This is a genomic window from Desulfonauticus sp. (assembly GCF_055126295.1).
The window spans coordinates 48,940-75,630 of the sequence record NZ_JBSRHE010000006.1 but is presented as its reverse complement, the minus strand read 5'-3'; the positions used below and the strand labels follow the sequence as shown (position 1 = coordinate 75,630).

Sequence of the window (26,691 nt, the reverse complement as noted above, 5' to 3'; positions counted from 1 at the left end):
TGCCAAAAAAAACAACTTAAGTTAAGAAGGCCATCTCTATTTTTAAAGCCTTTCTAAACCCTTAAAGAAAAATGGTCAAAAGCTATGAGCTACCCCCAGAAAATATTCTTAGAGATTACTACTAAATGTAATCTAAATTGTAACTTTTGTGTGAAAAATATTTCAGCCAGCCTAAAAAAAGAAAAAATTTTTCCCTTTGCCCTTTTCAAAAAACTGGTCAAAAACTTTTCTTCTGTAAACAGATTAATTTTAAATGGCATAGGAGAGCCGCTTTTACATCCCCAGCTAGAAGAATTTGTCGCTCTAGCCAAAAAACATATGCCAGCTACTTCCACAATAGCCTTTCAAAGCAATGGCATGTTGTTTACTCCTGAAAAAGTGCAAAACCTGCTCTCAGCCGGACTGGACCAAGTATGCCTGTCTCTGGATGGAGTGGAAGCAGATTTTTTACAGCAAAAAAGACAGGGAGCTTCCCTAAGCAAAATCTTAACTTCTCTGGACATGCTAAACTTGCACAGACAAAAAATAAATCCCCACTTTAAAATGGGTATAGAATTTGTCTTGATGAAATCCAATTATAAACAATTACCCCACTTAATTGAGCTAGCCCAAGAAAAAAAGGTAGATTTTATTTTAGTTACACATTTACTTCCCTATTCTAAAGAAGTAGCCAATGAATGTCTATTTGAACCCAATACCCATAAAGCTAAAGAACTCTTTAACAAATATAAGGAAAAAGCCCAGAAGTTAGGCCTGGCCATTAAAGATTATTTTCAAGTACGCTGGAAATTCCACAAAAAAGAGCAGGATAAAAAACTTATAAACCTGGTAGAAACAATGATAAAAGAGGCTGAAAAAGAAAATATTTTACTACATCTAGAAAACCTGGTTTTCTGGGATGAACAAGACCTTACAGATTTAGAAAATATCCTGGAAACATCTTCCAATCTTGCCAGAAAATATAATATCTCTTTAGACTTACCACCTCTAAGGGCTCAAAACAAAAGAAAATGTGAGTTTGTAGAAGAAAAAAGTGTTTTTATTGATGTAGAAGGCAATGTTGCTCCCTGTTATTTTCTCTGGCATCAGTATAGTTGTTATATGGATAAACGCACTAAACACATCTATCCTGTATTTTTTGGCAACATCAAAGAAGAGGACTTGCAAGCTATCTGGAACAAGGAAAAGTTTATTCAGTTCAGGGAAGAAGTACTGCAGGTAAATTATCCTTATTGCAGCAATTGTCCTCTGGTGCCCTGTGATGACCTCTTGAATGAATCCTTTCCCTTTGAACACGACTGTTATGGAAACACAGTTCCCTGTGGCCATTGCCTGTGGTGTATGGGAGGCATTAGATGCCTAAGGTAAAAAATATTTTTTTAGATAGAGATGGAACTATCATCAAAGAAAAACACTACCTCTCCAACCCCCAGGAAGTAGAGCTCATTTTTGGGGCAAAAGAAACCCTGCTGGAAATGAAAAAAAGGGGATTAAAACTTTTTATCATTACCAATCAAAGCGGTATTGGCCGTAATTATTTCTCCCTGGAAGACTTTTATAAGGTGCAAAAAAGATTAGATAGCCTTTTAGGAGAAGAAATTTTTACCCACACTGCTTTTTGCCCCCACACTCCAGAAGATAATTGCAATTGCCGCAAACCCAAAACTGGCCTATTTACAGCCCTTAAAGAGCAATACCACTTAAATCCAGAGGAATGTGTGGTTATTGGTGATAAAGTTAGCGATATTCTCTGGGGGAAAAACCTAAATTTTGCCCTATCCTGTCTGGTGCTGACCGGTCATGGCCCAAAAGAAATAACCAGGCTAAATTTAAAACTACCCTGGCAACAATTACCTTATCAAAAAGTGGAAACAGATTTTCCCCTTTTAATTGCCAGGGATTTAAAAGCTGCCTGGCAGGGGATAAAAGACCTGGATTATGTCTAAAGAAACCATCTTGCTTATTCGCTTCAGTTCCCTTGGAGATGTGGCGCTTACCAGCGGGCTGGCCAGGTATCTAGCAGAAGAGGAAAAAAAACAGGTTGTTATTTTAACCAAAAAAATTTTTGCTCCCTTATTTAAGGAAAACCCCTTTATACAAGAAGTGCTGGAAATAAAAAAAGGAAATGTAAAGGAACTCCTTCAGCTAAGTAAACACATAAGAAAAAAATATCCTCACCTAACCATCCTGGATTTGCACCAAAACTTGCGCTCCTTTTTAATTAAACTTTTTACTCGAAAACCTCACAAAAGTTATGCAAAACTATCTGTAGCCAGAAGGCTCTATCTCCTTTCTAAAGGAAAATTTAAAACACCTAAGTTAAAACTATCTGTGCCTCAACGCTATGGCCTGGCCTATTATTCCTTAGACAACCTGCCTCCAGCCAGGGCCTTAAGGCCTCAATTTTTTTTACATCCCGAGGAAATAGAAGAAGCTAAAAAACTTTTAACCTCCTTAAATATCCCTTCTCCTTTTGTGGCCATTCACCCTTATGCTTCTTATCCTACCAAGACCTGGCCTGGAGATTACTGGCAAAAGTACATTGCCCTGTTAGAACAGGCCAATATTCCCTTTATCATTCTGGGACGCTCTGCTTATTCTTTGGTAAACACTAAAAATGATTTAACCAATAAAAGCAACTTAAGGCAAACTCTGGCCCTTTTAAAACTGGCCAAAGTAGTGGTAAGTACAGATTCTGGACCTTTGCACCTGGCCTGGGGACTAGACAAACACATTATAACGCTCTTTGGCCCAAGCGATTCTGCCTGGGGTTTTTTCCCCTATGGAAACAAAGTTACATTAATCCAGGAAGCAGTTAGCTGCCGCCCTTGCTCCTTACACGGGTCTATTAGCTGTGCTTATAATTTACAGTGCTTAACAAAAATTAAACCTAAAAAAATATATCAATTGACAAAAGATACCTTTTTTCTTTAAGAGAGGTTTCTATAAATAACTTACGAACAGGTTTTTTAAAAATTAGGGACAATTTTTGTCAACCAACTGACAAAAATTGTCATTCAAAAGAAAAAAATAAAAATAACTCATTTAATTAGCTGGGGTTTAATTTTGGCATACTCCTTGAGAGTATACATAAAAAAGATAAAAAATTTTAAGGAGGTTTTTTATGAACAAGGAAAAAGGTTTTACCCTGATCGAACTTTTAATCGTAGTAGCCATCATTGGTATCCTGGCTGCTATTGCTATTCCTCAGTTTAACAAATACAAAGAAAGAGCTGCCAAATCTACTGCTGTATCTGATGCCAAAAATTTAGCTACAGAAATTGAAGCTTATTATGCTGATTATGCTAGCTATCCTAGTAGTATTAATGGTACTGGAAATGTAGCTATTGTTGGTACAAATACCTTTAGTCTTTCTGATAACAACCAAGTTACTGGATATGGGTCTAGTGTAGATGGTTATTCCTATTCTATAAGCAATACTCAATATGGCGAATATGTCACTTACGACTCCACAGCTGGTGGTGTTGATGCCTCTACCTGGACTATTGATTAGTTATTAGTTTGCTTTGCTTGAAAATACATTAAAAAGCAGGTAAGAAGAATCTTACCTGCTTTTTATTTTAAAAAAATGAAACGCCCTACAACTAAAATAAAAGTAGAAAGTCTTTTCTTTATCTTAATTTTTTCTTTTCTTTTTATTTTACAGGCCAAATCTCTTACCACTGGCGATGGCGGAGAGCTTATTGGGGCAAGTTTTAGTCTAGGAATAGCTCATCCTTCTGGTTATCCTGTCTATTTACTTTTAAGCAAACTACTTACCTTTATCCCCTTGGGAAATATTCCCTTAAAAGTGGTATTACTGTCTTCTTTATCCAGTGCAGTTATCCTTACCCTAATCTTTTCTTATTTAAAAAAACACTATTCCTTTGGGACTGGTCTTTTTACCGCTCTTTTACTCTTAAGTTCCTATTCCTTTGTAGGGCAATCCCTGCTGGCTAAATTTTACCCTTTAATTACTTTAGTTATTCTACTTGTTTTTTATCTTGGGTTAAAAACCTTAGAAGAATACAGCTTAAAAAATCAATTAATTATCTCTTTTCTTTTTGGCCTGTCTTTTAGCTTACACCATCTAGTCTTTTTAATGTTTATTCCCCTAGTAATTCCTCTGGTCGTACATTTTAAACAAGCAATAAAAAATATCTTACCAAGTTTACTTGTCTGCTGCCTAGGAGCAACTTCTACTCTTTATATTCTAATCCGTTCTTTAAAGCCAACTTTAATAAATCTTTCTCCTTCGCCTAATTTTTCTGGTCTCATTTATACTTTACTTAGAAAATCTTACAAACAAAGTTCTTCTCCAGAATTAGTCAAATCTCTATTTTTTATAAATATAGATAAGCTGGGTAATGCCTTAAAAAACTCTTTTTTACTCTTAAAAAATCAATTCCATATTTATGCTTTTGTCTTTTTTCTTCTGGGACTTATTTTTCTTTTTAGCCATAAAAACTTACGCACTAAAGTTTTTTACCTTATGTCCTCCTTTATAACCTATTGTTTTATTTTAGCCTATCTTACTTTTTCCAATCCAAACATAACTCTAGATACTGCTTATATAGTTGAACACCAGTACTTTCTACCTGCTCTTTTATTTTTTGCTCTTATATGCGCATTGGGATTTTTCTATATAGAAAACAAGCTAAAAAAAGTTAAATATTTTCTTTTAATTTTTCCCCTAATCTATATCCCCAACAATCTTTTCTTGAATAATTATGATAGCAATGAAGTAGCTAAATACAAAACTGTTGATTCTCTATTTATAAAACCAGTAAAATCAATTATTGTCTATTCTGGAGACAATGATGTTTTTCAAGGCTGGTATCAAAAAAATATTGAAAAATTTAGAGACGATATTTGCTTAATCAGTGCTCCAAAAGTTGAAAGTAAAATTTGGGATATTAACAATGGTTGCAACTACGAAATATATGCAAAATCTTATCCTGAGATCCATGATCTAAATAATATTTTTAATTGGGCTAAAGTTAAATCTTATATGAATAAATTCAGAGTATATTCTTCTTCTCCAATAGAAAATAATCAAAATCTTTCTCCATACTTAAAATCATATTATTCAGCATTAGATTTTTTAGTTTTGCCAAAAGAAACAAAAATAAATTATCAGCAAATTGACCATTTTAATAAGAACCTTAGAAAAAAATTAAACATTTTTATTCATGATAGAGTATGTATACGAAATAAAACAGATGACCTATTCTCAATGTCTTTATGTCGTAAATATTCAACTTTTTTTACTTTTTTAGCAAAAGACACTTCAGAAAAATACCCCTATGGTAAAAAAATAAACATCAATTTATATTTTGAAAATACAAATTACAGTTTTAACATTCCTATAAACAATCATACAGGCAAGTTTCTAATTCAATCTAAAACAATAGAAGAGTATAATAATTACAATCATTTTTATCTTTATGAAGAAAATAATAATTAGTTCCATCCTTAGTTTAATAATAATTTTTGTCTTTATTCTTGGAAAACAGATTTATCTCTATCACTCTGCTTCTTCTATAAAGTCCCCAAAGGAGAAAATAGACATCTATAGCAGGATTATTTATCTTCACCTTCCCTTTTCTCCTTTTGAAAAAAAAGCCATACAGAATATTTTAGAACTGGCAAAAACTCATCAAGAACTAGAATTATATGCTTATGAAATACTCAGAAGCACTATCTATGGCATAAGACACTTTTCTACTCCCTATAAAAGAGAACTTGCTTTTCTAGAAGATAAAATAGCTAACCTTAGAGCCCAAAAATTACTAGCAGACGGCTATAAAAAAAGCTATGAAGAAACCTATGAGGAAATGAAAAAAATCATGAGCACAGACCTGGCTCCCAATAGTTTTTTGTCCTTAATAAGCATTTTATCATTTCTCTTTTTTATATATTTTACTATTACTTCCATTTCTAAATGTTGTGAAAATAACAAATTTCAATATAAAAAATTTGCTTTTAGTTTTATAAAAATATTTATAATGTGGTTAATATGGATAACAACTCTGTATCTAGCTTAATTTTAAAAAAACTATTCTTATTCTTAAATAAATAAGGATATGAAAATTTTAATTACCCCTCAGTTTGGCATTGGCGATGCCCTGATGACTACACCAGCGATAAAGCTTTTAAAAGAGTATAAGCCTGATTTTGAAATTCATGTATTAACCATGAAAAAGGCAATTTATGATCTTTTTTTAAAAAATCCATATATAGATCAATTAATTTATTTTCCTCTATTAAAGAAAAATAAATTGGAGATATTAAAATTTATCCTTACCACTATCAGTTTTAAATATGACTGTGTAATAAACTTTTACCCTTCTAACCGCGCAGCTTATAATATTTTTGCCCTGCTAACCTTTGCGAAAAAAAGAATTGGGCATTCCTATTTACACTCCAACTTAACTCAGTTAAATTTTCTAAAAAATTATCGCCCAATGGAGTTAAATGCCCTTCATTGCGTAGAAGAAAATGTAAGACTTTTAGAATTTTTTGGTATTAAACTTAAGCGTACTCAAATACCTGAAATGCTGGTAATGTTGTCTACAGAAGAAATAAAAAAAGCTCAAAATTATTTAAACCAATTCCCTACTCCACGAATAGGCATTCATACAGGTTCAAGTACCTTTAAAAACCATAGATATAAAAGGTGGCCTAAAGAGTATTTTCTTGAGGTAATCAATAATCTTTCAAATTATCAATTTTTTCTATTTGGAACTGATGAAGAGAAAATAGAAAATGACTTTATTTTCAAAAACCGCTTGTATGATAACGTAACGATGGTAAAAACTAAAAATATTAGAGAAACAGCAGCAATTATCAAAGGACTGGACTTATTTGTTAGTAATGATTCAGGTCTTATGCACCTATCTGCTGCAGTTGGCACAAAAACGATTGGAATTTTTGGCCCAACTAATCCTGTTTGGGTAAAACCCTGGGGTAAACAAAATGCAATCGTAAAACCTGAAATACCATGTTCACCCTGCTTTGTCTATTCTCCCAAACCCCTTGTTTGTAAAAATTACCATAAATGGGCTTGTTTAAAAAAACTAGATCCCCAAATAGTACTTCATACAATAGAGAAAGTCTTATGAAAACCCTGTTAGTACTTCCCACTTACAATGAAAAAGAAAATATTGAAAAGATATTAAACAATTTATTGCAGCAAACTTCTCTGGATATCCTGGTGGTAGATGACAATTCTCCAGATAATACCGCCCAGATAGTTAAAAAGATTCAAGCCCAAGAATCCAGAGTTTTCTTAATTGAGCGTCCAGCTAAGCTGGGATTGGGTACAGCCTATATCACAGGATTTCAATGGGGATTAAAAAAGAGTTATGATTGTTTTATGGAAATGGATGCAGATTTTTCCCATGACCCTAAAGACATTCCCAGATTTATGGAAAAGATAGAAAAGGGCTTTGACCTGGTAGTAGGTTCCCGCTACCTCCAGGGGACAATTAGTGTTGTTGGCTGGGATTTCAAAAGATTATTACTTTCTAAGTTTGCCAACTGGTATGCTACTACGATTCTGGGGATAAAAAAATACTCTGATGTCACCAGTGGCTATAGGGCTTACTCCAGAAAAGCTCTGGAAACCATAAACTTAGAAAATATAAAGTCCAATGGTTATGCCTTTCAAATTGAAATGGTTTACAAAATACACCAGGCTGGTTTAAAAACAACCGAAATTCCCATTATTTTCTATGAGCGAGAACATGGCTCTTCTAAAATGAGCAGGAAAATAGCTTTAGAAGCAGCTATAATAGTTTGGAGGTTAAGATTTGAACATAAAATTTAATAAATTTATATTTTATTTGTCTTATTTTTATTACAAAATGATTATTCCATTTGAAATAAAGAAGCCTAAGTTTAAATTTTTTATTTATGAAATTATTTATTCTTTTAAAAAACTTTTTAACTATTTTGATATGTTCAGATATCCTTTTAACGACAATAATATTATTACTAAATATGGTAAATATAAAATTAGACCTAAAACTACTGATGCTATAACTATCTCTCCAGCTTATGAAAGATTAGACTTAAACTTTACTATAAACTTAATAAAAAATAATATATCTAAAAATATATTATTTTTTGATATTGGAGCAAACATTGGCGGGTATAGTATTTCAATTGGAAATATATTTAAAAATAAGAAAAATTTAGATATTTTTTCTTTTGAACCTATTGAAGAAAATTACAAATTACTTATTGATAATATTAAATTAAACCAACTAGAACACAAGATAACTCCAGTTAAAAAAGGTTTATCCGATATATGTGAATCAAGAGAAATTAAATTTAAATTTGGAAAACATAGGCAAATTTGTGAAATTACAACATTAGATACTTTTTTTTGATTCGTGTATTAAAAATAAGTATGATTTAATTATACTTAAAATTGATGTAGAAGGTATGGAGAAAAATGTTATAAGAGGTGGAAAATATTTTTTAAATAAAAATAAAGGAAAAATATTTTTGATGGTAGAAGATTTTATAGATGAAAGTATAATTGAGTATCTATTTAAAAAATATAATGCAATTTTATTAAACAAATTTACACCTTATAATAGCTGGTGGCTACTATAAGAATTCGAGATTAGTAAAGATAAGATAGAAATAATTGCCAATTCAAATTTTTTAGTTATCACATCACCTTAGAAAGGTCAGAGATTCATTGCCATAAAAAGTTTGTCTATAATATGCAATTAAAAAAATGAAAATCCTTCATCTACTCTACGACCACATCCACAACCCCTGGATTGGAGGAGGTGCTGCTGTTCGAGCCTATGAGATTTATAAACAACTAGCTCAAAAAGGACACCAAATTACTATAATTTCAGGAAAATATCCCGATTGTAAAGATATTGAAGAAAAAAATTTGCAATTTAAATTTGTAGGTACTGGCAAGAACTATATACTTAGTACCTTTTCTTATGCTTACTTTGCCAATCAATTTCTAAAAAATAATTTTCATAAATTTGATGTAATTATCGAAGATTTTGCTCCCTGGAATCCAGTATTTTCCTATAAAATAGCCAGGCAAAAGCCTATTATTCTTCAAATTCATCATAGAGAAGAGTATAACATATTAAAAAAATATTTTATTTTAGGTATTCCTTTTTTTATAATAGAAAAATTTTACCCTAAAAAATTTATAAATATAAGTTCTGTTTCACAACAAACATCATATAAATATTCTTTGAAAAACTATAAAATAATACCAAATGGAATTGATGAAAATTTACTTAAAATAAATACAAATAACACTAACAATTATATTCTGTATGTAGGTAGAATAGATTTATACAATAAAGGCATAGATTTACTAATTCAAGCAACTCATACTTTTCCCTTAGCTATTGCTGGAAAAGGTAAAGATGAAAAAAAGTTAAAAACTAAAATTAAGAGTAAAAAAAATATAAAATTTTACGGCTTTGTTGATAATAAAGAAAAAATAGATCTAATATCAAATGCTAAATTTTTAGTTATGCCTTCTAGATTTGAAGGACAAGGTATAGTAGCTCTAGAAGCTGCTGCCCTTGGTAAACCTCTTATAGTTTCTGATATACCTGAGCTATATTATGTGGTGGAAAATGGTTTTGGTATATGTTTTAAAAAAGATGATCCTGAAGATCTGGCAAAGAAAATAAAATTTCTCTGGGATAATCCAAAATTAACTGCAGCAATGGGAAAAAAAGGTCGTCAGTTTGCCCAGAATTTCACCTGGGAGCAAATTGCTAAAACCTACGAAGAATACCTACTTCAAACCTATAGAGAATTTCACTCATGTTAAAAAATATATCTTTTGTTTCTCTCTCTTTTTTATACATCAATATCCTTGGATATATTTTTCACTTTTATGTTAGCAGGCACCTGGGTCCTGCTGGTTATGGTGAATTTATGGTACTTTACTCTTTAATGTTAAGTGTTGGTAATATGGCACGTATCTTTAGCACTGTCTCCGTAAAAAGTATTGTGGAAAATTTTGAACAAAAATACGCAGTGCTCAGGTTTCTGCGTAAATTTGGGCTCTTATTTGGAATTCTACTTTCCCTTTCAGGCCTTATCCTTTCTCCTTTTTTAAAATCTTTTTTAAAAATAAGCTACTTGCCTTATGTCTGGGTTATAGCCCTGACCTGGGGGGCTATGTTTTTGGTAGCTGTAGAAAGGAGTTTTTTACAGGCTACTGATAGATTTGGACTTTTTGCCTTTTCCTCTTCTTTAGAACTCACCCTGAGGTTAATGTTTACGCTTATCTTTTTTCTTCTTGGCTTTTATATCTGGGGAGCAATTTTTCCTTCTCTTTTGGCCTTAATTCTTATTTTTATTTTGCTTTTAAGCATAAATAAAAATTTTTTTGGCCCCCTGAAAAAGATACCTTTAAAAAAGCTATTCCTTATTGCTGCCTATTCTTCACCTTCTGGTTTTTTTATTTATTTAGACGATATATTTATCAAAAGATTTTTTTCTCCAGAAAATGCCGGTTATTATGCTTCAGTCTCTATCCTGGGAAAGGCTTTAATCTGGTTTTCCCTTACTATTTTTTCTGTATTTTTCCCTAAATTAGTCGCCAATAAAAAAAATATTTCTCTTTTTAAAAACCTTGCCCTTAGCTCTGTATTGCTCACTACTGTTATTTTTATTTTAACTGAAATTTGTATCTTAACCATAGGCAAATTTGTATTTATTCATCTTTTTGGCAGTAAATACCTTCAGGCTTTTTCCCTGCTTCCCCTGTACATAATAGCCATATTACCTCTAACCATATCCATAATTATCATAGGCATAAATACTTCTACAGAAAAAAGACTAAAAACTATTTATATCCATCTATTTTCCTATCTCCTGGGTTTTTTAATTTTACCCTTTAACAACCTGAAAAACTATATGCTCTACATCTTTTGCTTAAATCTATTTTTCTGCCTCATCTCTTTATTTAACCTATTTTCTAAAGACAACCTCTTACCTCTTTCTGAGTCTGGATAACCTAAAAATATTTGACCAACCCAAACTATCCTTTTAATCTCTGGCAAAAAATCAAGGGGAGGGAATATGGAGACTGTTTACTTTATTGCTGGAGATGGAATTGGACCAGAAGTAATGTCTGTAGCTCAAGAAGTGGTAAAAGAAGCTCTAAAACTGCACAACCTGGAACAGGCAATAACCTGGCAGGAACTTCTGGCTGGAGAAAAGGCCTTTCAGGAAACAGGTGAATATTTGCCTGAGGAAACCCTGGCCACACTCAAAAGAGCCAGATTTGCAGTAAAAGGTCCTTTAACTACTCCTGTAGGCAAGGGTTTTAGAAGTTTAAATGTGACCTTAAGGCAAACCTTTGATCTTTATGCCTGCATAAGACCCATAAGATACTTTCAGGGTGTATCCAGCCCGGTAAAGCATCCAGAAAAAGTTGATATGGTTGTTTTTAGAGAAAATACTGAAGATGTTTATGCGGGGATAGAGTGGCAGGCCAATTCTTCAGAAGTAAAAAAACTTATCTCCTTTTTGGAACAAGAACTAAATATTGCCTTGAACCCAGAATCAGCCCTGGGCCTAAAACCCATGACTGAAAAGGGATGCAAGCGCTTAATAAAAAAGGCCATAGAATATGGGCTGCAAAACAATAGAAAGTCAGTTACCCTGGTGCACAAAGGTAATATTATGAAATATACTGAAGGTGCCTTTAGAAACTGGGGCTATGAACTGGCCAGGGAAGAATTTGCAGGAAAAGTAATAACAGAACAAGAAGCCCAAGAAAACAAAAAGGGATTGGTTTTAAAAGACAGGATTGCAGATGCCATGTTTCAGGAGGTCTTATTACGCCCTGAAGAATACGATATTGTCGCCACTACCAATTTAAATGGAGACTATATCTCTGATGCCCTGGCTGCTCAGGTGGGAGGCCTGGGGATTGCTCCAGGAGTGAACAAGGGAGACAACCTGGCCATTTATGAGCCCACCCATGGCACTGCTCCTACCATTGCTGGACAGGACAAAGCCAATCCCTGTAGCATGATTCTAAGTATGGCCATGTTGCTTAGAGATATGGGGCTCTCTAAAGTTGCTTTCAGCATTGAACAAGCAGTGGAAAAAACCATTGCCCAAAAAACAGTTACCATAGATCTGGCCTCGCAAATGGAAAAGGCCAGCGTCCTTGGGTGTAAGGCCTTTGGAGAAAGGGTAATAAGTAATCTGGCTTAAAACTTAAGCAGGAGTGAGTATGAGCACTTTGGCAGAACTAAGCATTTTTCCTTTGGACAAGGGAGAAAGCTTGAGTAAATATGTGGCAAAAGCTGTAAAAATAATTCAAAAAAGCTCCTTACCTTACCAACTAACCCCTATGGGGACCTGTATAGAAGGAGATTTTGAAGATATCCTGGAAGTGGTAAAAAAATGCTTTCAAGAACTTGAGCCAGAATGTAATCGTATTTATCTCAATTTAAAAATTGACTTTCGCCAAAATAGAGAACAGGGGCTTATAAATAAAGTAAAATCAGTCCAGGAAAAACTCACCTAAAAAACAAAAAAGGGAGGCTAAAATTAGCCTCCCTTTTTCCTGGCCTCTTTAAAAAATCTTAATCCATACTAGATAAATAGGAATTAAAAATATTTTGATTTAAGGTCCTAAAAGCCTTGATAAGCCTTTTTTTCATCTTCTCTCCTAAATAATATAAACTGCGAAGAATCATAATTTACCTCCTTTTATCCAGGGTTAACAACCACTGACCGAAAACTCCTTTAAGCATTTAAGACATCCTGTCAAGTGAAAAATTTCACTTTCCTCCTTTTTACTCCCAGTTATTCTTTATAACTTTCAAACTTATGCTTTAACCTGCTAAATTAACAGCTTTTTTTGATTTGCCCTTTTGCCTGAGAAAAGTTATAGTTTTTTAAATTTAGCCTTAAGGAGACGCTTTTATGTACATAGTTACTGGAGGAGCAGGTTTTATAGGCAGTGCCTTTGTCTGGAAGCTAAATAAGCTGGGCCTGGACAACATTTTAATTGTGGACAACCTAAGCACTACGGAAAAGTGGAAAAATCTGGTGTCTCTGCGTTTTAAGGACTACATTCACAAAAATCTTTTTTTAAGTTTATTAGAGCAAGAAAAATTTGGCTCCATAAAAGCCATTATTCATATGGGAGCTTGTTCTTCTACCACGGAAAAAAATGCAGACTATTTAATGGAAAATAATGTTTTTTATTCCAAAGCCTTAGCCAAGTTTTGCCTGGCTCGCTCCATCAGGTTTATCTATGCCAGTAGCGCCTCCACCTATGGAGATGGCTCCTTAGGTTTTGCAGACAAAGAAGAGGATTTAGAAAAGTTAAGACCTCTTAATATGTATGGTTATTCCAAGCATCTTTTTGACCTCTGGCTCAAAAGAGAGCATCTCTTAAACCAGGTGGCAGGGCTTAAATTCTTTAATGTCTTTGGGCCCAATGAATATCACAAAGGGGACATGAAAAGTGTAGTCTGTAAAGCCTATGCCCAGATCAAAGAAACCGGCAAATTAAAACTCTTTAAATCTTATCATCCAGATTATGGTCATGGAGAACAAAAAAGGGATTTTGTCTATGTCAAGGATTGCGTGGAGGTAATGGCCTGGCTCTTAGAACATCCAGAAGTAAATGGTATTTTTAATGTGGGTACAGGCAAGACCAGGTCCTGGAATGAACTGGCCAGGGCAGTTTTTACCGCTCTAAATCTGCCTATTAATATTGAATATATAGAAATGCCTGAAACTTTAAAGGGAAAGTATCAATACTTTACCCAGGCTGAAATGACCAAGTTAAAACAGGCTGGGTGGCAAGAGGAGTTTACTTCCTTAGAAGAGGCAGTAGCAGATTATGTCCAAAACTATCTGGCCAAAGATTATCCTTACTTAAGCTAAATTCTCATCTACCAGACTAAGGCCTCCAGCTAAAACGGTTTTTAAATAAAGGATGTCTTCCACTTTTACTGGAGCCAGGGGATAACTATAGCCACACTGATCACATTTAATCATGGTGGGTTCTAAGGGGGCAATTACAGGCATTTTTCTCTGGCACTTGGGACAGGGATAAAAAAGTAATATTTCCACATCTGTAGGCCAGATAGGTTCTTGTTTACTCATTTTTTTCACCTAAAAGCAAAGATTTAGCGCTCATTTCTCTGGGCTTTTCCACCTGCCACAAATCCAAAATAGTGGGAGCAACATCTCCTAAAATTCCTTGCTCTCTCAAGCTATACCTGGAAGTCTCACTGATCAAAATAAAAGGTACAGGATTGGTACTATGGGCAGTTTTGGGTTTACCATTTTCCAGCATATCCTCAGCATTGCCATGGTCAGCAGTTAAAAGCACCTGCCCGCCTATCTGCAACATGCTGGTAACCACCTTGCCCACATTTTCATCCACAGCTTCACAGGCCTTTATGGCTGCAGGAATGACCCCGGTATGGCCTACCATATCTAAGTTGGCAAAATTACACACATAAAAATCAAAATCCCGAGCCAAAATGTGCTTACACAAGGTATCAGCCACTTCATAAACACTCATTTCTGGTTTTTGGTCATAGGTGGCCACTTCTCGAGGGGAAGGGATGAGAATGCGCTCTTCCCTGGCAAAGGGCTCTTCTACACCCCCATTAAAAAAATAGGTTACGTGAGCATATTTCTCTGTCTCAGCAATGCGCAATTGTCTTAGACCCAAATGGGAAACCACTTCACCCAAAATATTTTTCATCAACAAAGGAGGGAAAAGTACAGGCACGGGAAAGTCCTTTTCATACTGGGTCATGGTGATGATATGGAGTTTGGGGTGTTTTTTGCGTTCAAAAAAGGTAAAATCCTGCTCAAAAAGAGCCTGGCAAATCTGCCTTACCCTATCTGCCCGAAAATTGAAAAAGATTACTCCATCTCCATCTTGAAGATAACCATTACTCCCCTGGATAAAAGTAGGTCGCACAAATTCATCGCTTTCACCCTGCTCATAGGCTTCTTCAAGAGCCTGGAGAGGATTTGTGGCCTGCCTGCCTTCTCCTAGCACTAAAGTATGATAAGCCAGAGAGGTCCTATCCCAGCGTTTATCCCTATCCATGGCATAATAACGCCCACTTAAACTGGCTATCTGGCCAAACTGAATCCTCTGTAAAAAAGCACTTAGTTCTGCTAAATACTTTTTAGCACTTTTAGGAGGTGTATCTCTTCCGTCCAAAAAACAATGGATAAAAACCTCTTTCACTCCTTTTGACTTTAAAATTTCCAGCAAACTATATAGATGCTCCTGTAAACTATGTACTCCTCCGTCAGAAAGAAGACCCAGCAGGTGAACTCTGGTCCCTTTTTCTTTTACTTTGTTCACCAGTTCTTCTAAAACCGGATTATGAGCCAAAGAACCATCTTCTATGGCCTTGTTAATGCGCACAATATCCTGGTAAACAATCCTTCCAGCCCCTAAGTTGAGATGCCCTACTTCTGAATTACCCATTTGCCCGGCTGGAAGACCTACTTGCTCCCCACTGGCAACCAATCTGGTATGGGCATAGGATTGAAAAAGTTTATCCAGATTAGGAGTAGAGGCCAGGCTTACAGCATTACCTGGACCTGCAGGAGCCAGACCAAAACCATCTAAAATCAAAAGCAAAGTGGGTTTTATGTTCATTTTAAAGTTCCACCTTTTCAGCTTTAAACCAAAAACCTTCCAAATTATAAAATTCCCGAATATCTTCCAAAAAGATATGCACAATCACATCATTTAAATCCAATAAAATCCACTCTCCTCCCTGATATCCTTCCAGTCCCAGCAGTTCCCAATTCTCTTCTTTTACCTTCTCCAGGATATAATCAGCTAAACCTTTGGCATGCCTGGCATTGCTGGCTGTGGCCAAAATCACTCCTTCAAAAACATTGGAAAGTTTACTTACATCCAGTAAAAGCAAGTCTTCCCCTTTTTTCTCTTCCAACCAGGAACCAATAAGTTTAAGCTTTTGAACAATCTCTTTTTGTTTTTCTTTACCCATCACTGATACTACCACTCCTTTTTTAAGGCTTTTCTATTTTGACTTTACCCAAAAGACAAGCTAAATTAAACTAAATAAATACATAATAAGCACTATGATTTGTCAAGCCAACCGCAAAATTCACTTGCTTATAGCTGCCTCTCTCTGGTTTTTGATAGGCCTTTTACTCCTAGTCAAGGCCTTAATTTTTTCTTCAACTTCTATAAACTTCTTATTTTTTTCGCTGGGACTGGCCTTTAGCCTGCTCTTTTTTGCCAGAATATTCTTAAAACTGGTTAGCAAGAATATCTTGCGGCTGCAAGGAAATAATTACAAATGTATCTTTGCCTTTCAATCTTTTAAAAGTTATTTAATTGTGCTTTTAATGATAACTCTAGGGATTATAATTAACCATTTTAAAATCAGGGGGAACTCTATAATATTCATTTATTCTGCTGTAGGATGTAGTTTGATTATTGGAAGTTTAAAATATTTTATAACCTTGAGGAAGGAAAAATGTGGTTTAAAGAAAAAGTAGACTCCTATCAAAGCCCGGAAAAAAAGATATCCTGGATTGCCAGACATTTTCCAGGACTTTGCTTTTATCACAATCTAGTGCACAAGGTAGTTTTTCCAGCAGCCAAAAAGAGTAAACAGGGTGTATACACTGATGAAGAATGGGTAAACAGCAGTTATCAAACTCTGGACTATCTCGAACAGGTAGGGGTAAAATTTTTTATTGAAGGAAGAAAAAATTTTTATTCCTTTGAAGGGCCTTGTGTCTTTGTAGCCAATCACATGAGCACTCTGGAAACTTTTGTATTGCCCTGTATCATTCATCCCTTAAAACCCATTACCTTTATCATTAAACAAAGTCTTCTGGAATATCCTGTCTTCAAACACGTTATGCGGACCAGAGACCCCATAGCTGTTTCCAGGACCAATCCCAGAGAAGATTTCAAAGTGGTCATGACCCAGGGAGTAGAAAAAATAAAAAAAGGCCTTTCCATTGTGGTTTTTCCTCAAACCACCAGGACCAGCTATTTTTCTGAGAAACAATTTAACTCCATTGGAGTGAAACTGGCCAAAAAGGCCAATGTCCCTGTAGTGCCCATAGCCTTGAAAACCGATGCCTGGGGCACGGGCAGACTTATAAAAGACATGGGCAAAATAGATCCTCAGAAAAAGGTACTGTTTTCCTTTGCTAAACCTCTTTCTTCAAAAATGGTTCAAGAAGACCCCAAGGAAGCTCAAGCCCAGGTAGTAAACTTTATCAAGGCTAAACTCCAAAAATGGGGTGCTATAAATGAATAAACAACAACTGGAAGAAATCGTAGTAAAGTTTTATAAAGAAGGTTATACAGACATTCATTTAACAGGAAAAAGGCCCTTAGCAGCCAGAAAAGATAGGCAAACCCATTTTTTCCCCAAATCAACTTTACCCCAGAGCAAATAGACGCTTTAGTTAAAGACATCCTAACTACCAGGCAGTTAAACTACTTACGCGAAAATTGGGCTCTGGACCTTGCCCTGACCATCCAAAATATTCGTCTCAGGGTAAACATCTTTTCTTGCTTTACTGGTTTAAGCCTGGCCATTCGCTTTTTACCCTTTCACATCCCAGGTTTAGAAGAACTAAACCTGCATCCCTGCTTGCAAAAGTTTACCTTTTTGGACTCTGGTCTGGTCATCTTTTGTGGCTCTACAGGTTCAGGAAAAACTACCACCATTGCTTCTCTGCTAAATGAAATCAATCAAAAAAGGCATGTCCACATCATAACTCTAGAAGACCCCATAGAATATATATTTAACCATCAAAAAGCCTTTATCCAGCAAAGAGAACTGGGGACTCACTTTCATTCTTACCAGCAAGGGTTAATCAATGCCCTGCGCGAAGCTCCAGATGTAATTTTTATAGGAGAAATGCGTCAACCAGAAACTATTAGCCTGACCTTAGATGCTGCTCAATCAGGGCATCTTCTCTTTACCACTTTACACGCAAGCACTCCCGAAGAAGCTATTTACCGCATATGTAATTCCTTTCCCGCCCATATTGAACACTTTGTGCGGTTTCAACTCTCTTCCTGTCTTAAGGCTATTGTGGTCCAAAAACTGGTATATAAAAAGGAATTGGGATTCTCAGTCCCTCATTTAACCATTTTAATCAATACAAAACCCATAAAAAACTTAATTAGAGAAAATAAGCTCAATCAAATAAAAAGTATCATGCAAACCTCTTCTGAACATGGAATCTTTACAGAAGAACGCTACGAAGAGTTCTTAAGAGAAAAAAAAGAAATTCTTCTCTCCCCAGGAAGTGCTTGGCAAAATTTCCAATGTTGTAAATCTCTCAGGATATAAATCAAAGTTGATAAACTACGAAGCTAAAAGCAACTTACCTGTAAAAAACAATCTAGAAGTTGAGGAAGAAATAGAAAATTATATTTCTATACTCCAAAATCACTCTCAAATTTAAAGAATACATACCTTTCTCACACTAGCAAAGTCCGTTTGCTTTTGTAAGACCTTATAGATTCCATCTTGCTTTAAGGTACGCATTCCTTCACTTTTGGCTAGTTTTAAGATTTCTTCCACAGGAGACTTGTTTACAATTAAACGCTTTATTTGAGGAGAAGCTACCAAAAGCTCATGGATAGCCGTTCTGCCAGCATACCCGCTTTGCCCGCAAAAGGAGCAACCTTTTGGTCTGGCCAAGGTAATATCTTCCCAATTAATCTCCAGTTCTGTTATTTCATCTTCTCCATACTCTTGTCTCAGAATATTTATTTCTTCTCTACTCGGCCTGTATTCTTCTTTGCACTTAGGACAAAGGGTTTTGACCAGCCTTTGGGCCAGGATACCCAGAAGGGCATCAGCAAAATTAAAGGGATTCATGCCCATATCAATGAGCCTGACTATGGTTTCAGGAGCAGAATTGGTATGTAAAGTGGATAAAACCAAATGCCCGGTCAAAGAAGCCTCTAGGGCAATATGAGCGGTCTCTTCATCTCTCATCTCACCCACCATAATAATGTCCGGGTCAGCCCTTAAAAAGGAACGCATGGCCATAGCAAAGGTATAGCCAATCTTTGGATTTACCTGCACCTGCCTGAGTCCCTTTTGGGTTATTTCTACAGGATCTTCAGCAGTCCAGATCTTTTTGTCAGGAGTATTCAAATAAGCCAAAATGGAATGCAGGGTAGTGGTTTTACCTGAACCAGTAGGGCCAACTACCAAAAAAATACCATAAGGCTTACTAATGATTTCTTTTATTCTTTTTAAATTAAAAGGAGTAAAATTCATTTCCTCTAACTTTCTGGGCTTTCCAGAAGCCAAAATCCTTAAGACCACATCTTCCAAGCCACCCACAGTGGGAGTAATTTCTACTCTTAGTTCAATGAGTTTATCTCTATATTTGAGCTTAATTTTTCCGGATTGAGGAAGCCTCTTCTCAGCAATATCTAAATTGCTCATAATCTTAATTCTATTTACCACTGCCCGCACATAACTCGCAGGAATCTCCAGGTAGGAAAAACACTCTCCGTCTCGCCTAAATCTAACTATAGCTGGTTCTTTGCCAGGATAAGGTTCCAGGTGAATATCTGAAGCCTTTTGGTCATAAGCAGCTTTAATAATTTGCGTAACCAATTTAATTACTGCAGGAGCTTCTTCATTTAAAATGTCTTCTTCTGTATTAGTCTCCTGGTAGTTTTCAACCTGTTCTGTTTTTAGCTCCTTTAAAACCTCATCTGCACTTGTATCACTCGCTATCTCTTTTTCATATTTTTCCAAAAACTTTAAAATATCTTCCCTTAATCCAACTACAAACTTTATATTTTCTCCTATTCCAGAGAAAAATACTTCTTGAGTCTTTTCCTGATCACCAGGATCATCAATTAACACCCAGAGTAAATTCTCTTCTTGTTTTAAAGGAACCCAAAAACGACTTTTAAGATAAGGTATGTTTAATCTTTTTAAGACATCTATTGGCAAGAATACATCTTCACTATATTCTATAAACTCTGTATCATAATAAAGAGATAGAGATTTACCCACATCTTCTTTAGGTACTTTAAATTCATTTATCAAAATCCAGCCCACATCCTGTTTATAGGCTTGATCCTGTTTTCTAGCTTTGACTATAGCCAGGTCCAATTCTTCATAAGTAATCTTATGACTCTCTAAAAGGTAATCAAACTTACCAAAACGGGTCTGAAAAACATAAAGATGATAAAGAGCAGAAGCCAACCCTGGAGCAATCTTTTTAACCAATTGCTCATCTTCAACAGTAAATTCTCTGTTTTGCTTCTTGTTTATTAACTGAAGCACTCCCACCAGAGATTTTTCTTTCAAAATAAGAGGGCAAGCCAATACAGAACGGGTCCTAAAGCCTGAACGCTCATCCCAGCTGGCATCAAAACCAAGACCCGGGTATTTTTTGAGCCGCTCTTCTTCCACATAGGCGTATTTTAAATTAACTATTTTTCTGGTTGCTGCCACATAACCTGCAATACTTTTTCTATTAATAAACAAACGTATCTCTCTGTGCTCGTTTCCTGATTTTAGTCTGGAATAAAGCTGTCTGGTCTTCTTATCTATGGCAAAAATTGTTATGCGTTCACACTCAAAGATATCTGCTAGCTGATCTTTTAACTTTAAAAAGATCTCATTGATATTCTCTGCTTGATTGAAAGCAAGAAGTAACTTATTTACCTTTTGCTCTTGGATGTAAAGTTTTTTAAAATCTGCTTGCATCTTATTCCCAAAGAAAAAGGTCTATAAATTTTAAATTACAACTTATTTTTCTCAATAGCAAGACCTATGTACGCTAAAGAAAGCCTCATTGCTCAGATTATTCCCAGACTGAAAAAGTTGAAATTCACAGAAAAGATACTGCTAACCACGTACAAGCGTAATAGGAGTTTAACCATTTTAAAAATAAAAGAGGATACTTTTCTATTTGAGCAACGGGGGTATTGGGAAAAATCCTTTGAAGTCAAAGAGAAAAAACTGTCCAAAAAATTAAAGCAAGTATTAAGGGAAGAATTTCCCAGAAGCCACAAGGTAAGAGTATATTTCTTAAAAAAGGAAGAAAATATTCTGGAAAATCTAAAAAAGTTGTAAATACTTTCTTATTTTCTATATTCTATTAAGTCCTTAATCCCAGCTTCTGCAAATCCTTTAAGCCTGAGCTTACAGGCAGGGCATATTCCACAGGCAGGTCTCTCTCCTTTATAACAGGTGTGAGTATATCTATACCAATCTAAGCAGCCTAAATTTTTCATTAACAGTACAGTTTCTTTTTTAGAAAGGTACATAAGAGGAGCATGAATTTCAAAAGAAGAATCCACTGCCAATTCCAGAGTTGCATTAAGAGATTTAATAAAATTATTTCTACAGTCAGGATAACCGCTAAAATCTGTCTGAGACACCCCAACAACTATATTTTTTATTCCATAAAGATAGGCGATAGAAGCAGCAGAGGAAATAAAAAAAAGATTTCTAAAGGGCACAAAAGAAGAGGGAAGATTGGCATCTAAGTCAAAGGAAGAAGTTACATCTTTACTTTTATCTAAAAGAGAACTTACTTCTATTTGAGAAAATAGCTGATCCATTTGTATTTCAAAATGATGTTCGCACTGAGCCAGTTCAGATAGTTTTCTCGAACATTCCAATTCTATGGCATGTCTTTGCCCATAATAAAAGGAAACACTATAGACCTTTGTAAATCTATCTTTTGCCCAGGCCAGACAGGTGGCAGAATCCTGTCCTCCAGACAAGCAAACTAGAGCCCAATCTCTATTGGTAGGCCTCATTCTTCCCCCTCTTTAATCTTCTTCAAAAACCTTTTTTAAGGCCTCAATGGGTGCTTTGGCTGCACCACTACTTTTTAAAGCCAGTTTGGGGACTACCTTGAATATATCTTCTGGGCTCAAATTTAAAATGTCTTCCTTGCTTTTATTTAAAGCCAATTCACAGGCCACTTCTGCACAGACCACATCACTGCCACACCCATCAGTAAAAAAGGCTATTTCTACTACTCTATTATTTTCTAAGCGCAAAGAAATCTCCAGGTTTTTACCACAACTGGGCTTAGTTGTGACCACCTTGGTGGGATTTTCCACCCTCCCTGCAAACCTGGGATTTAACCAGCGAGACATAAATTCTGTTCCAAATTCTTTTTCTGTATCAGCATAAATTTTTTGTTGTAAATCTGTGCAAAAATCATCCAATTTACTCATTATGAGCCCTCCAGAGTAATTTTTCTTCTAAATCCAAGTCCAAATCAACCTCTAAGGTTCCCAACAACTTATCAATCAGAACCTCACCTAGAGGCATTCCCTTGGCTTTACGCAAAAATCTCACTTCTGTATACATTATTTTTGCCCTACCAGCTTCTTTTTGATAGCTGGAAAGTCCAGCCAAAATGGCTGCTTCTTGCAGGCTCCTTAAAGGTACTTCCTGATTTTTACTGTCCCTGCGTAAAAGCACATGAGCACCAGGGCCATCCTGAACATGAAACCACAAATCAAAAGAACTGGCCAGATTGAGCAACTTGTGATTGGCCTTTTGATTTTTACCCCGTAAGAGTAAAAAGCCATCTGAAGAAACAAAGACCTTAACTGCCAATCCCTGATATTTTTTAGGCAAAGTTACCTTTTTCTCCTCCACCTGCTTAATCTCATCTTTTCTTACCTGCAAAGAACAAAGTAATTTTTCCAGTTCTTGCTTTCTGTTATTTAAAATCAAAAGTCCTCTTTTTCCTTTTTCTGCCTGTTTAAAACAAAAAAGCATGTTTTCTTTTATGGTTAGCTTGGGATTTAGCTTTATTTTTTCCAGTTCACCTTTTTCATTAATTACTTCTATTTCATCTACTTTAGCTTCTTTATCCAGAGTATATAAATTATTTTTAATCAATTCTCCTATTCTGGAAAGCTTTAACTTTTGTTCTAAATTTTTTAAATCTTCCTCTACTTTTTTAAGAATTTTCTTTACTTTTTTTTCTTCTTTTTTCTGAATCTTTTTTTCTTCTATAGTTAAATTAAAAAGGGATTTTAGATGTTCCTGGGCATAAACCTGCATTCCTTCTAAAAAATTAGAACTGGAAAACAGAAAATTGTCCCCTTCTGGCCAGAGCAAAATGTTTTTGGGATAAACATAACAGGTTGAAAAATTTCCTTCCTGTAAATCCTGCCAGAATTTTTCTCTCTCCGTTCCTTCCAGAGATTTTATTCTTTTCCTAACAGGAGGAGTAAGTTGCGGAAAAGTTAAATATATTTTCTCATCTTCAAAAACCTGCTCCAAAGGCGGCCAGCTTACTTCTTCTAACAATAGTTCAGAGCTTAGATAAGGCTCTACATCCAAGCCCAATTTTAAATAAAGCTCTCCAAAGTCAAGATAAAACTCCCTTTTCCACCATCTAGAAACCACATCCTTTACTCGCCTGTTTTTAAGATGTTTTCTCAAATACATTACTTTAGGAGAAGGAGAAAGGGGATTGTCTATCCCCTTTTCCTGAAGACAAAAAAATTTTTTTCTGGGAACCAAAGATAAAATAAGAAATTTTTTAAAAGAAAACCTAAAGGTCCAAAGACCAGGAGCAGTAAAATAAATCTTTTCTAAGCGCTGACCTAAAAGATAGGGCTTTATCCTTTCTAGAGCTAAACGAAAAAAGTTGGCTTCCACTCTAACCTAACGCTTTAGTAAGGCTTCCTCTTCTTCCTGCTTGCTCTTACATTGAATACAAAGAGTAGTCACAGGCCTGGCCTTTAACCTGGCCATCCCTATTTCCTCTCCACACTCTTCACAAATACCAAAACTACCTTCTTCAATCCTGGTCAGGGCTTCGTCAATTTTTCTGACCAATTTTAAATCCCTATCTCTAAGCCTGAGGGTAAAAGCCCTATCGCTTTCAGCAGTAGCTCTATCTGCCGGGTCAGCATATACTTCCATATCTTCACTCATATCTTCCAGAGTGCTCTCCCCTTTGGCCAAAATCTCCTGTTTCATTTCTAAGAGTAAATTTCTAAAGAATTCTAAATCCTTAGGTTCCATAGCCAGCCTCCCGTAAAAAATAAATTTGTTTTTATTAAAGCACAATAGCCCGAAAGTAAAGACCCAGGCTCCTTCTATTAAGAATATCTTTTTAGTCTTTATTAAAAAGCTTGTATTTTAATAGTGTTATTGTTAGTTTTCTCAAAACAACATGAAGGAGGAGGTCTTTTTATGCTAATTGGTTGTCCCAAGGAAATAAAAAATAATGAATACAGGGTGGGATTAATTCCTGCTGCAGTAAAGATGTACACCCAAAATGGACATAAGGTTTTGATTGAAAAAGGAGCTGGGCTTGGCTCTGGAATACAGGACCAAGAATATATAGAAGCAGGGGCTACTTTGGTGGACACAGCCAGGGAAGTCTGGGAAAAAAGTGAAATGATTGTGAAAGTAAAAGAACCTTTGCCCCAGGAATATGATTTAATGCAAGAAAATCAAATAGTTTATACTTACTTTCACTTTGCTGCTGATGAAAATTTAACCAGGGCTTGTTTAGAGAAAAAAATCATTGCCGTGGCTTATGAAACCGTACAGGAAGAAAATGGCAATCTGCCTCTTTTAAAACCCATGAGTGAAGTAGCGGGAAGAATGGCCCCTTTAATGGCAGCCTTTTACTTAGCCAGATCCCAAGGTGGGCGTGGGGTCTTGCCCACTGGCGTACCTGGAGTACTTCCAGCCAATGTGGTGGTTATAGGCGGTGGCACAGTAGGCAGTAATGCAGCCAGGATTGCTGCTGGTTTTGGAGCCAAAGTAACCATTCTGGATATTAACGCCAACACCCTGGAACATCTGGGCAACATCATGCCAGCCAATGTTTTTACCTGTTATAGCGACCATTTGACCTTACAAAAATGTTTAGAAGAAGCAGATATTGTTATTGGTGCAGTATTGATTCCTGGGGCCAAGGCCCCCAAACTAGTCACCAGGGAACTCTTAAGAAAAATGAAACCAGGTGCAGTCTTTGTAGATGTGGCCATTGACCAGGGTGGCTGCGCAGAAACTTCCAGAGCCACTACTCATTCTGACCCCATTTATGTGGAAGAAGATATTATTCACTACTGTGTGGCCAACATGCCTGGAGCTTATGCCCGGACTTCTACCTTTGCCTTAAACAATGTTACCATTAAATACGGCCTGAAAATTGCCAACCTGGGCGTGGAAAAGGCCTGCAAAGAAGACAAAGTACTTCTCAAGGGTCTAAACATGTACAAGGGCGTTCTCACCTGCCCTCCAGTCTCACAGGCCTTTGGTTTAGAAAAGGAATGTAAGCTTCCTGAAGAAGTATTAAACTAACTCTAAAAAAAGGCCCTTTTTTAAAAGGGCCTTTTTCTTTTAAAACCAGTACACCCCTGCCCCAAAAAGCACCAACACCAAAAAGACTACAAAGAGAACAGGTTTTAGCAGATACTTATAACTCGCCAACAAATTGGCCTGAAAATAATCCTTTGTCACCAAAAAACAAAGATGCACAGGCGAAAGCATCATCCCCATATACCCAAAAGTATAAGCCAGTGCTGCCCAGGATAGATAGGACAGGGAAGATGGCTCTGGAAACATGGGAATAATAAGGGGGAAGGAAGCCCCCACAAAACCAATGGCAATACCTGTAATAAACCCGGATAAAAAGGGCATAATCATAACCACTAAAACCAGAGGAATGTGATAGGCAATAAGTTCTTCTCGTACCAAAAAAACAGCATTGGTCTTAGCCAGCATATTTTTAAAAATCATAATGGAAATGACCAAAAAAACCATATTTAAAAATTTTTTATTGTAAATAAACGTCTTTAATTCTCTAACAGAAACTTTATTGGTAAACATAATCCAAACTAAAGAAAGTAAAAGCCCAGGTATAATGGCCGTAGAGCCAGGAATATGTAAATTAACTCCAATTTTATGTAAAAAGTATTCTAACAAACTTAAAACTAAAATAGATATGACAACTATCACTATGGGCATAATCTCCCACAAAAATTTTTTTATTAAAGAAAAAGAAACTTTTTTCTTTTCCCTAAGAGGACAGGATATAAAATTTAAAATAAAAACTTTTCCAGCCACTACAGATAACACACTAGGTAAAAGCATAAATCCAATAAATTTCCAGGCTGGAACTTTAAGTAAAGCTATAGCCAGAACCACGCCTGGATAAAGAGGCCACCAATACTCCCAAATATGCCTGAACCAGTAATTAAGGGCGACTTTTTTCTCCGCCTCAATACATTCCTTTCCCACTCCAGCTTCCACCATAGGTGCAGAAAACAGGGCCCCTCCAGGCATGGGCAACAAACCAATAAGGGCAGGCATAACACTGGCCACAAGTCCAGGACTGGCTGTGAGCTCCTGAAAGGTGAAAACCATCCTCTCAATCTGGCCAGTGGACTGCATTAAGGCACTCATTATCAAAATAGTAGCTACAATCAAAACCAAAGAAATGGTAGTCAGTTCTTTAAGGCTACCAATACCACTTTGCACAAAAAAAGAAAAATCAAAACCCATCCACAAACAAAGCAAAAAGGAACCACTAAACAGGGCAATTCCCAGAGGAAATTTTCTGTTTAAGATTAAAATAAAAAGAAAAATAGTAAATATCTTTAAAATTACAGGCATATACTTCTCCAAGATG

Annotated in this window: 29 protein-coding genes; 20 read left to right on the top strand and 9 right to left on the bottom strand. The window is 35.7% G+C overall.

From position 1 onward, the window contains the following. Window positions 1-84: 84 nt before the first annotated feature. From ACTCIM_RS05610 to rfaD, 15 genes are all read left to right on the top strand, one after another. Window positions 85-1,368, top strand: coding sequence for a radical SAM/SPASM family putative metalloenzyme maturase (locus tag ACTCIM_RS05610; protein WP_472314359.1), 1,284 nt, complete (start codon window positions 85-87; stop codon window positions 1,366-1,368). Further along, window positions 1,356-1,946 carry a D-glycero-alpha-D-manno-heptose-1,7-bisphosphate 7-phosphatase gene (locus tag ACTCIM_RS05605; protein WP_472314356.1) on the top strand — a complete coding sequence of 197 codons (591 nt, stop codon included), beginning with the start codon at window positions 1,356-1,358 and terminating at the stop codon, window positions 1,944-1,946. The genes ACTCIM_RS05610 and ACTCIM_RS05605 overlap by 13 nt, the downstream gene beginning before the upstream one ends. Further along, window positions 1,939-2,934: a glycosyltransferase family 9 protein gene (locus ACTCIM_RS05600; RefSeq protein WP_464280116.1), complete on the top strand. Its 996-nt coding sequence runs from the start codon at window positions 1,939-1,941 to the stop codon at window positions 2,932-2,934. The genes ACTCIM_RS05605 and ACTCIM_RS05600 overlap by 8 nt, the downstream gene beginning before the upstream one ends. 190 nt (window positions 2,935-3,124) lie before the next feature. After that, window positions 3,125-3,514, top strand: coding sequence for a type IV pilin protein (locus ACTCIM_RS05595; RefSeq protein WP_472314353.1), 390 nt, complete (start codon window positions 3,125-3,127; stop codon window positions 3,512-3,514). A 75-nt stretch (window positions 3,515-3,589) separates the two neighbouring features. After that, a complete protein-coding gene (locus ACTCIM_RS05590; RefSeq protein WP_472314350.1) occupies window positions 3,590-5,467 on the top strand; it encodes a glycosyltransferase family 117 protein in 1,878 nt (625 codons plus the stop codon). Then, window positions 5,448-6,047: a hypothetical protein gene (locus tag ACTCIM_RS05585; RefSeq protein WP_464280119.1), complete on the top strand. Its 600-nt coding sequence runs from the start codon at window positions 5,448-5,450 to the stop codon at window positions 6,045-6,047. Before ACTCIM_RS05590 ends, ACTCIM_RS05585 begins: the two co-directional genes overlap by 20 nt. Before the next feature lie 39 nt (window positions 6,048-6,086). Further along, the gene (locus tag ACTCIM_RS05580) at window positions 6,087-7,124 is read left to right on the top strand and encodes a glycosyltransferase family 9 protein (RefSeq protein ID WP_472314348.1); all 1,038 of its coding nucleotides are present in this window, start codon (window positions 6,087-6,089) and stop codon (window positions 7,122-7,124) included. Further along, entirely contained in the window at window positions 7,121-7,831 is a 711-nt protein-coding gene (locus tag ACTCIM_RS05575; RefSeq protein WP_464280121.1) for a polyprenol monophosphomannose synthase, read from the top strand. Before ACTCIM_RS05580 ends, ACTCIM_RS05575 begins: the two co-directional genes overlap by 4 nt. Then, the gene (locus tag ACTCIM_RS05570) at window positions 7,815-8,396 is read left to right on the top strand and encodes a class I SAM-dependent methyltransferase (protein WP_464280122.1); all 582 of its coding nucleotides are present in this window, start codon (window positions 7,815-7,817) and stop codon (window positions 8,394-8,396) included. The genes ACTCIM_RS05575 and ACTCIM_RS05570 overlap by 17 nt, the downstream gene beginning before the upstream one ends. After that, entirely contained in the window at window positions 8,383-8,625 is a 243-nt protein-coding gene (locus ACTCIM_RS05565; protein ID WP_472314393.1) for an FkbM family methyltransferase, read from the top strand. Before ACTCIM_RS05570 ends, ACTCIM_RS05565 begins: the two co-directional genes overlap by 14 nt. 127 nt (window positions 8,626-8,752) lie before the next feature. Beyond that, window positions 8,753-9,832: a glycosyltransferase family 4 protein gene (locus tag ACTCIM_RS05560; protein WP_472314347.1), complete on the top strand. Its 1,080-nt coding sequence runs from the start codon at window positions 8,753-8,755 to the stop codon at window positions 9,830-9,832. Continuing rightward, window positions 9,826-11,025, top strand: coding sequence for a lipopolysaccharide biosynthesis protein (locus ACTCIM_RS05555; RefSeq protein ID WP_464280124.1), 1,200 nt, complete (start codon window positions 9,826-9,828; stop codon window positions 11,023-11,025). The genes ACTCIM_RS05560 and ACTCIM_RS05555 overlap by 7 nt, the downstream gene beginning before the upstream one ends. Window positions 11,026-11,091: 66 nt before the next feature. Then, the gene (gene icd / locus ACTCIM_RS05550) at window positions 11,092-12,237 is read left to right on the top strand and encodes an NADP-dependent isocitrate dehydrogenase (protein WP_029966671.1); all 1,146 of its coding nucleotides are present in this window, start codon (window positions 11,092-11,094) and stop codon (window positions 12,235-12,237) included. A gap of 19 nt (window positions 12,238-12,256) precedes the next feature. After that, window positions 12,257-12,553 carry an MTH1187 family thiamine-binding protein gene (locus tag ACTCIM_RS05545; protein WP_029966673.1) on the top strand — a complete coding sequence of 99 codons (297 nt, stop codon included), beginning with the start codon at window positions 12,257-12,259 and terminating at the stop codon, window positions 12,551-12,553. Between the two features lie 401 nt (window positions 12,554-12,954). Further along, entirely contained in the window at window positions 12,955-13,926 is a 972-nt protein-coding gene (gene rfaD / locus ACTCIM_RS05540) for an ADP-glyceromanno-heptose 6-epimerase (protein ID WP_464280125.1), read from the top strand. On the opposite strand, the gene ACTCIM_RS05535 is transcribed toward rfaD, so the two are convergent. Genes ACTCIM_RS05535 through rsfS form a run of 3 tightly spaced genes read right to left on the bottom strand, consistent with a single transcriptional unit; the run spans window position 13,918 to window position 16,034 of the window. Continuing rightward, window positions 13,918-14,148 (bottom strand): hypothetical protein, encoded by a 231-nt coding sequence (locus tag ACTCIM_RS05535; RefSeq protein ID WP_029966678.1) that lies wholly within the window; start codon window positions 14,146-14,148, stop codon window positions 13,918-13,920. The two genes, rfaD and ACTCIM_RS05535, sit on opposite strands and share 9 nt — an antisense overlap. Next, entirely contained in the window at window positions 14,141-15,676 is a 1,536-nt protein-coding gene (gpmI, locus tag ACTCIM_RS05530; RefSeq protein ID WP_472314345.1) for a 2,3-bisphosphoglycerate-independent phosphoglycerate mutase, read from the bottom strand. Before gpmI ends, ACTCIM_RS05535 begins: the two co-directional genes overlap by 8 nt. 1 nt (window position 15,677) lies before the next feature. After that, window positions 15,678-16,034, bottom strand: coding sequence for a ribosome silencing factor (gene rsfS, locus ACTCIM_RS05525; RefSeq protein ID WP_472314344.1), 357 nt, complete (start codon window positions 16,032-16,034; stop codon window positions 15,678-15,680). A 495-nt stretch (window positions 16,035-16,529) separates the two neighbouring features. On the opposite strand from rsfS, the gene ACTCIM_RS05520 reads away from it, so the two are divergent. From ACTCIM_RS05520 to ACTCIM_RS05510, 3 genes are read left to right on the top strand one after another with little or no spacing between them, the layout of a single operon-like run. Next, entirely contained in the window at window positions 16,530-17,327 is a 798-nt protein-coding gene (locus tag ACTCIM_RS05520) for a lysophospholipid acyltransferase family protein (protein WP_472314342.1), read from the top strand. Beyond that, window positions 17,320-17,469 (top strand): hypothetical protein, encoded by a 150-nt coding sequence (locus ACTCIM_RS05515; protein ID WP_464280129.1) that lies wholly within the window; start codon window positions 17,320-17,322, stop codon window positions 17,467-17,469. Before ACTCIM_RS05520 ends, ACTCIM_RS05515 begins: the two co-directional genes overlap by 8 nt. Continuing rightward, window positions 17,445-18,374: a type IV pilus twitching motility protein PilT gene (locus ACTCIM_RS05510; protein WP_472314390.1), complete on the top strand. Its 930-nt coding sequence runs from the start codon at window positions 17,445-17,447 to the stop codon at window positions 18,372-18,374. Before ACTCIM_RS05515 ends, ACTCIM_RS05510 begins: the two co-directional genes overlap by 25 nt. 111 nt (window positions 18,375-18,485) lie before the next feature. Here the strand turns inward: ACTCIM_RS05510 and ACTCIM_RS05505 are convergent, their stop codons facing one another. After that, entirely contained in the window at window positions 18,486-20,768 is a 2,283-nt protein-coding gene (locus ACTCIM_RS05505; RefSeq protein WP_472314339.1) for an ATPase, T2SS/T4P/T4SS family, read from the bottom strand. Window positions 20,769-20,834: 66 nt separating this feature from the next. On the opposite strand from ACTCIM_RS05505, the gene ACTCIM_RS05500 reads away from it, so the two are divergent. Further along, a complete protein-coding gene (locus tag ACTCIM_RS05500; protein ID WP_029966704.1) occupies window positions 20,835-21,137 on the top strand; it encodes a hypothetical protein in 303 nt (100 codons plus the stop codon). 8 nt (window positions 21,138-21,145) lie between these two features. Here the strand turns inward: ACTCIM_RS05500 and queC are convergent, their stop codons facing one another. Genes queC through dksA form a run of 4 tightly spaced genes read right to left on the bottom strand, consistent with a single transcriptional unit; the run spans window position 21,146 to window position 24,068 of the window. Then, the gene (queC, locus tag ACTCIM_RS05495) at window positions 21,146-21,829 is read right to left on the bottom strand and encodes a 7-cyano-7-deazaguanine synthase QueC (RefSeq protein WP_464280132.1); all 684 of its coding nucleotides are present in this window, start codon (window positions 21,827-21,829) and stop codon (window positions 21,146-21,148) included. A 12-nt stretch (window positions 21,830-21,841) separates the two neighbouring features. After that, a complete protein-coding gene (locus tag ACTCIM_RS05490) occupies window positions 21,842-22,255 on the bottom strand; it encodes an iron-sulfur cluster assembly scaffold protein (protein ID WP_464280133.1) in 414 nt (137 codons plus the stop codon). Further along, a complete protein-coding gene (locus ACTCIM_RS05485) occupies window positions 22,248-23,699 on the bottom strand; it encodes an NFACT RNA binding domain-containing protein (protein ID WP_472314337.1) in 1,452 nt (483 codons plus the stop codon). Before ACTCIM_RS05485 ends, ACTCIM_RS05490 begins: the two co-directional genes overlap by 8 nt. Window positions 23,700-23,705: 6 nt before the next feature. Continuing rightward, window positions 23,706-24,068, bottom strand: a complete 363-nt coding sequence (gene dksA / locus ACTCIM_RS05480; RefSeq protein WP_029966718.1) for an RNA polymerase-binding protein DksA — start codon at window positions 24,066-24,068, stop codon at window positions 23,706-23,708. Between the two features lie 171 nt (window positions 24,069-24,239). On the opposite strand from dksA, the gene ald reads away from it, so the two are divergent. Then, the gene (gene ald / locus ACTCIM_RS05475; RefSeq protein ID WP_464280136.1) at window positions 24,240-25,361 is read left to right on the top strand and encodes an alanine dehydrogenase; all 1,122 of its coding nucleotides are present in this window, start codon (window positions 24,240-24,242) and stop codon (window positions 25,359-25,361) included. A 39-nt stretch (window positions 25,362-25,400) separates the two neighbouring features. Here the strand turns inward: ald and ACTCIM_RS05470 are convergent, their stop codons facing one another. Further along, a complete protein-coding gene (locus ACTCIM_RS05470; protein ID WP_464280137.1) occupies window positions 25,401-26,675 on the bottom strand; it encodes a DUF401 family protein in 1,275 nt (424 codons plus the stop codon). Window positions 26,676-26,691 lie beyond the last annotated feature (16 nt).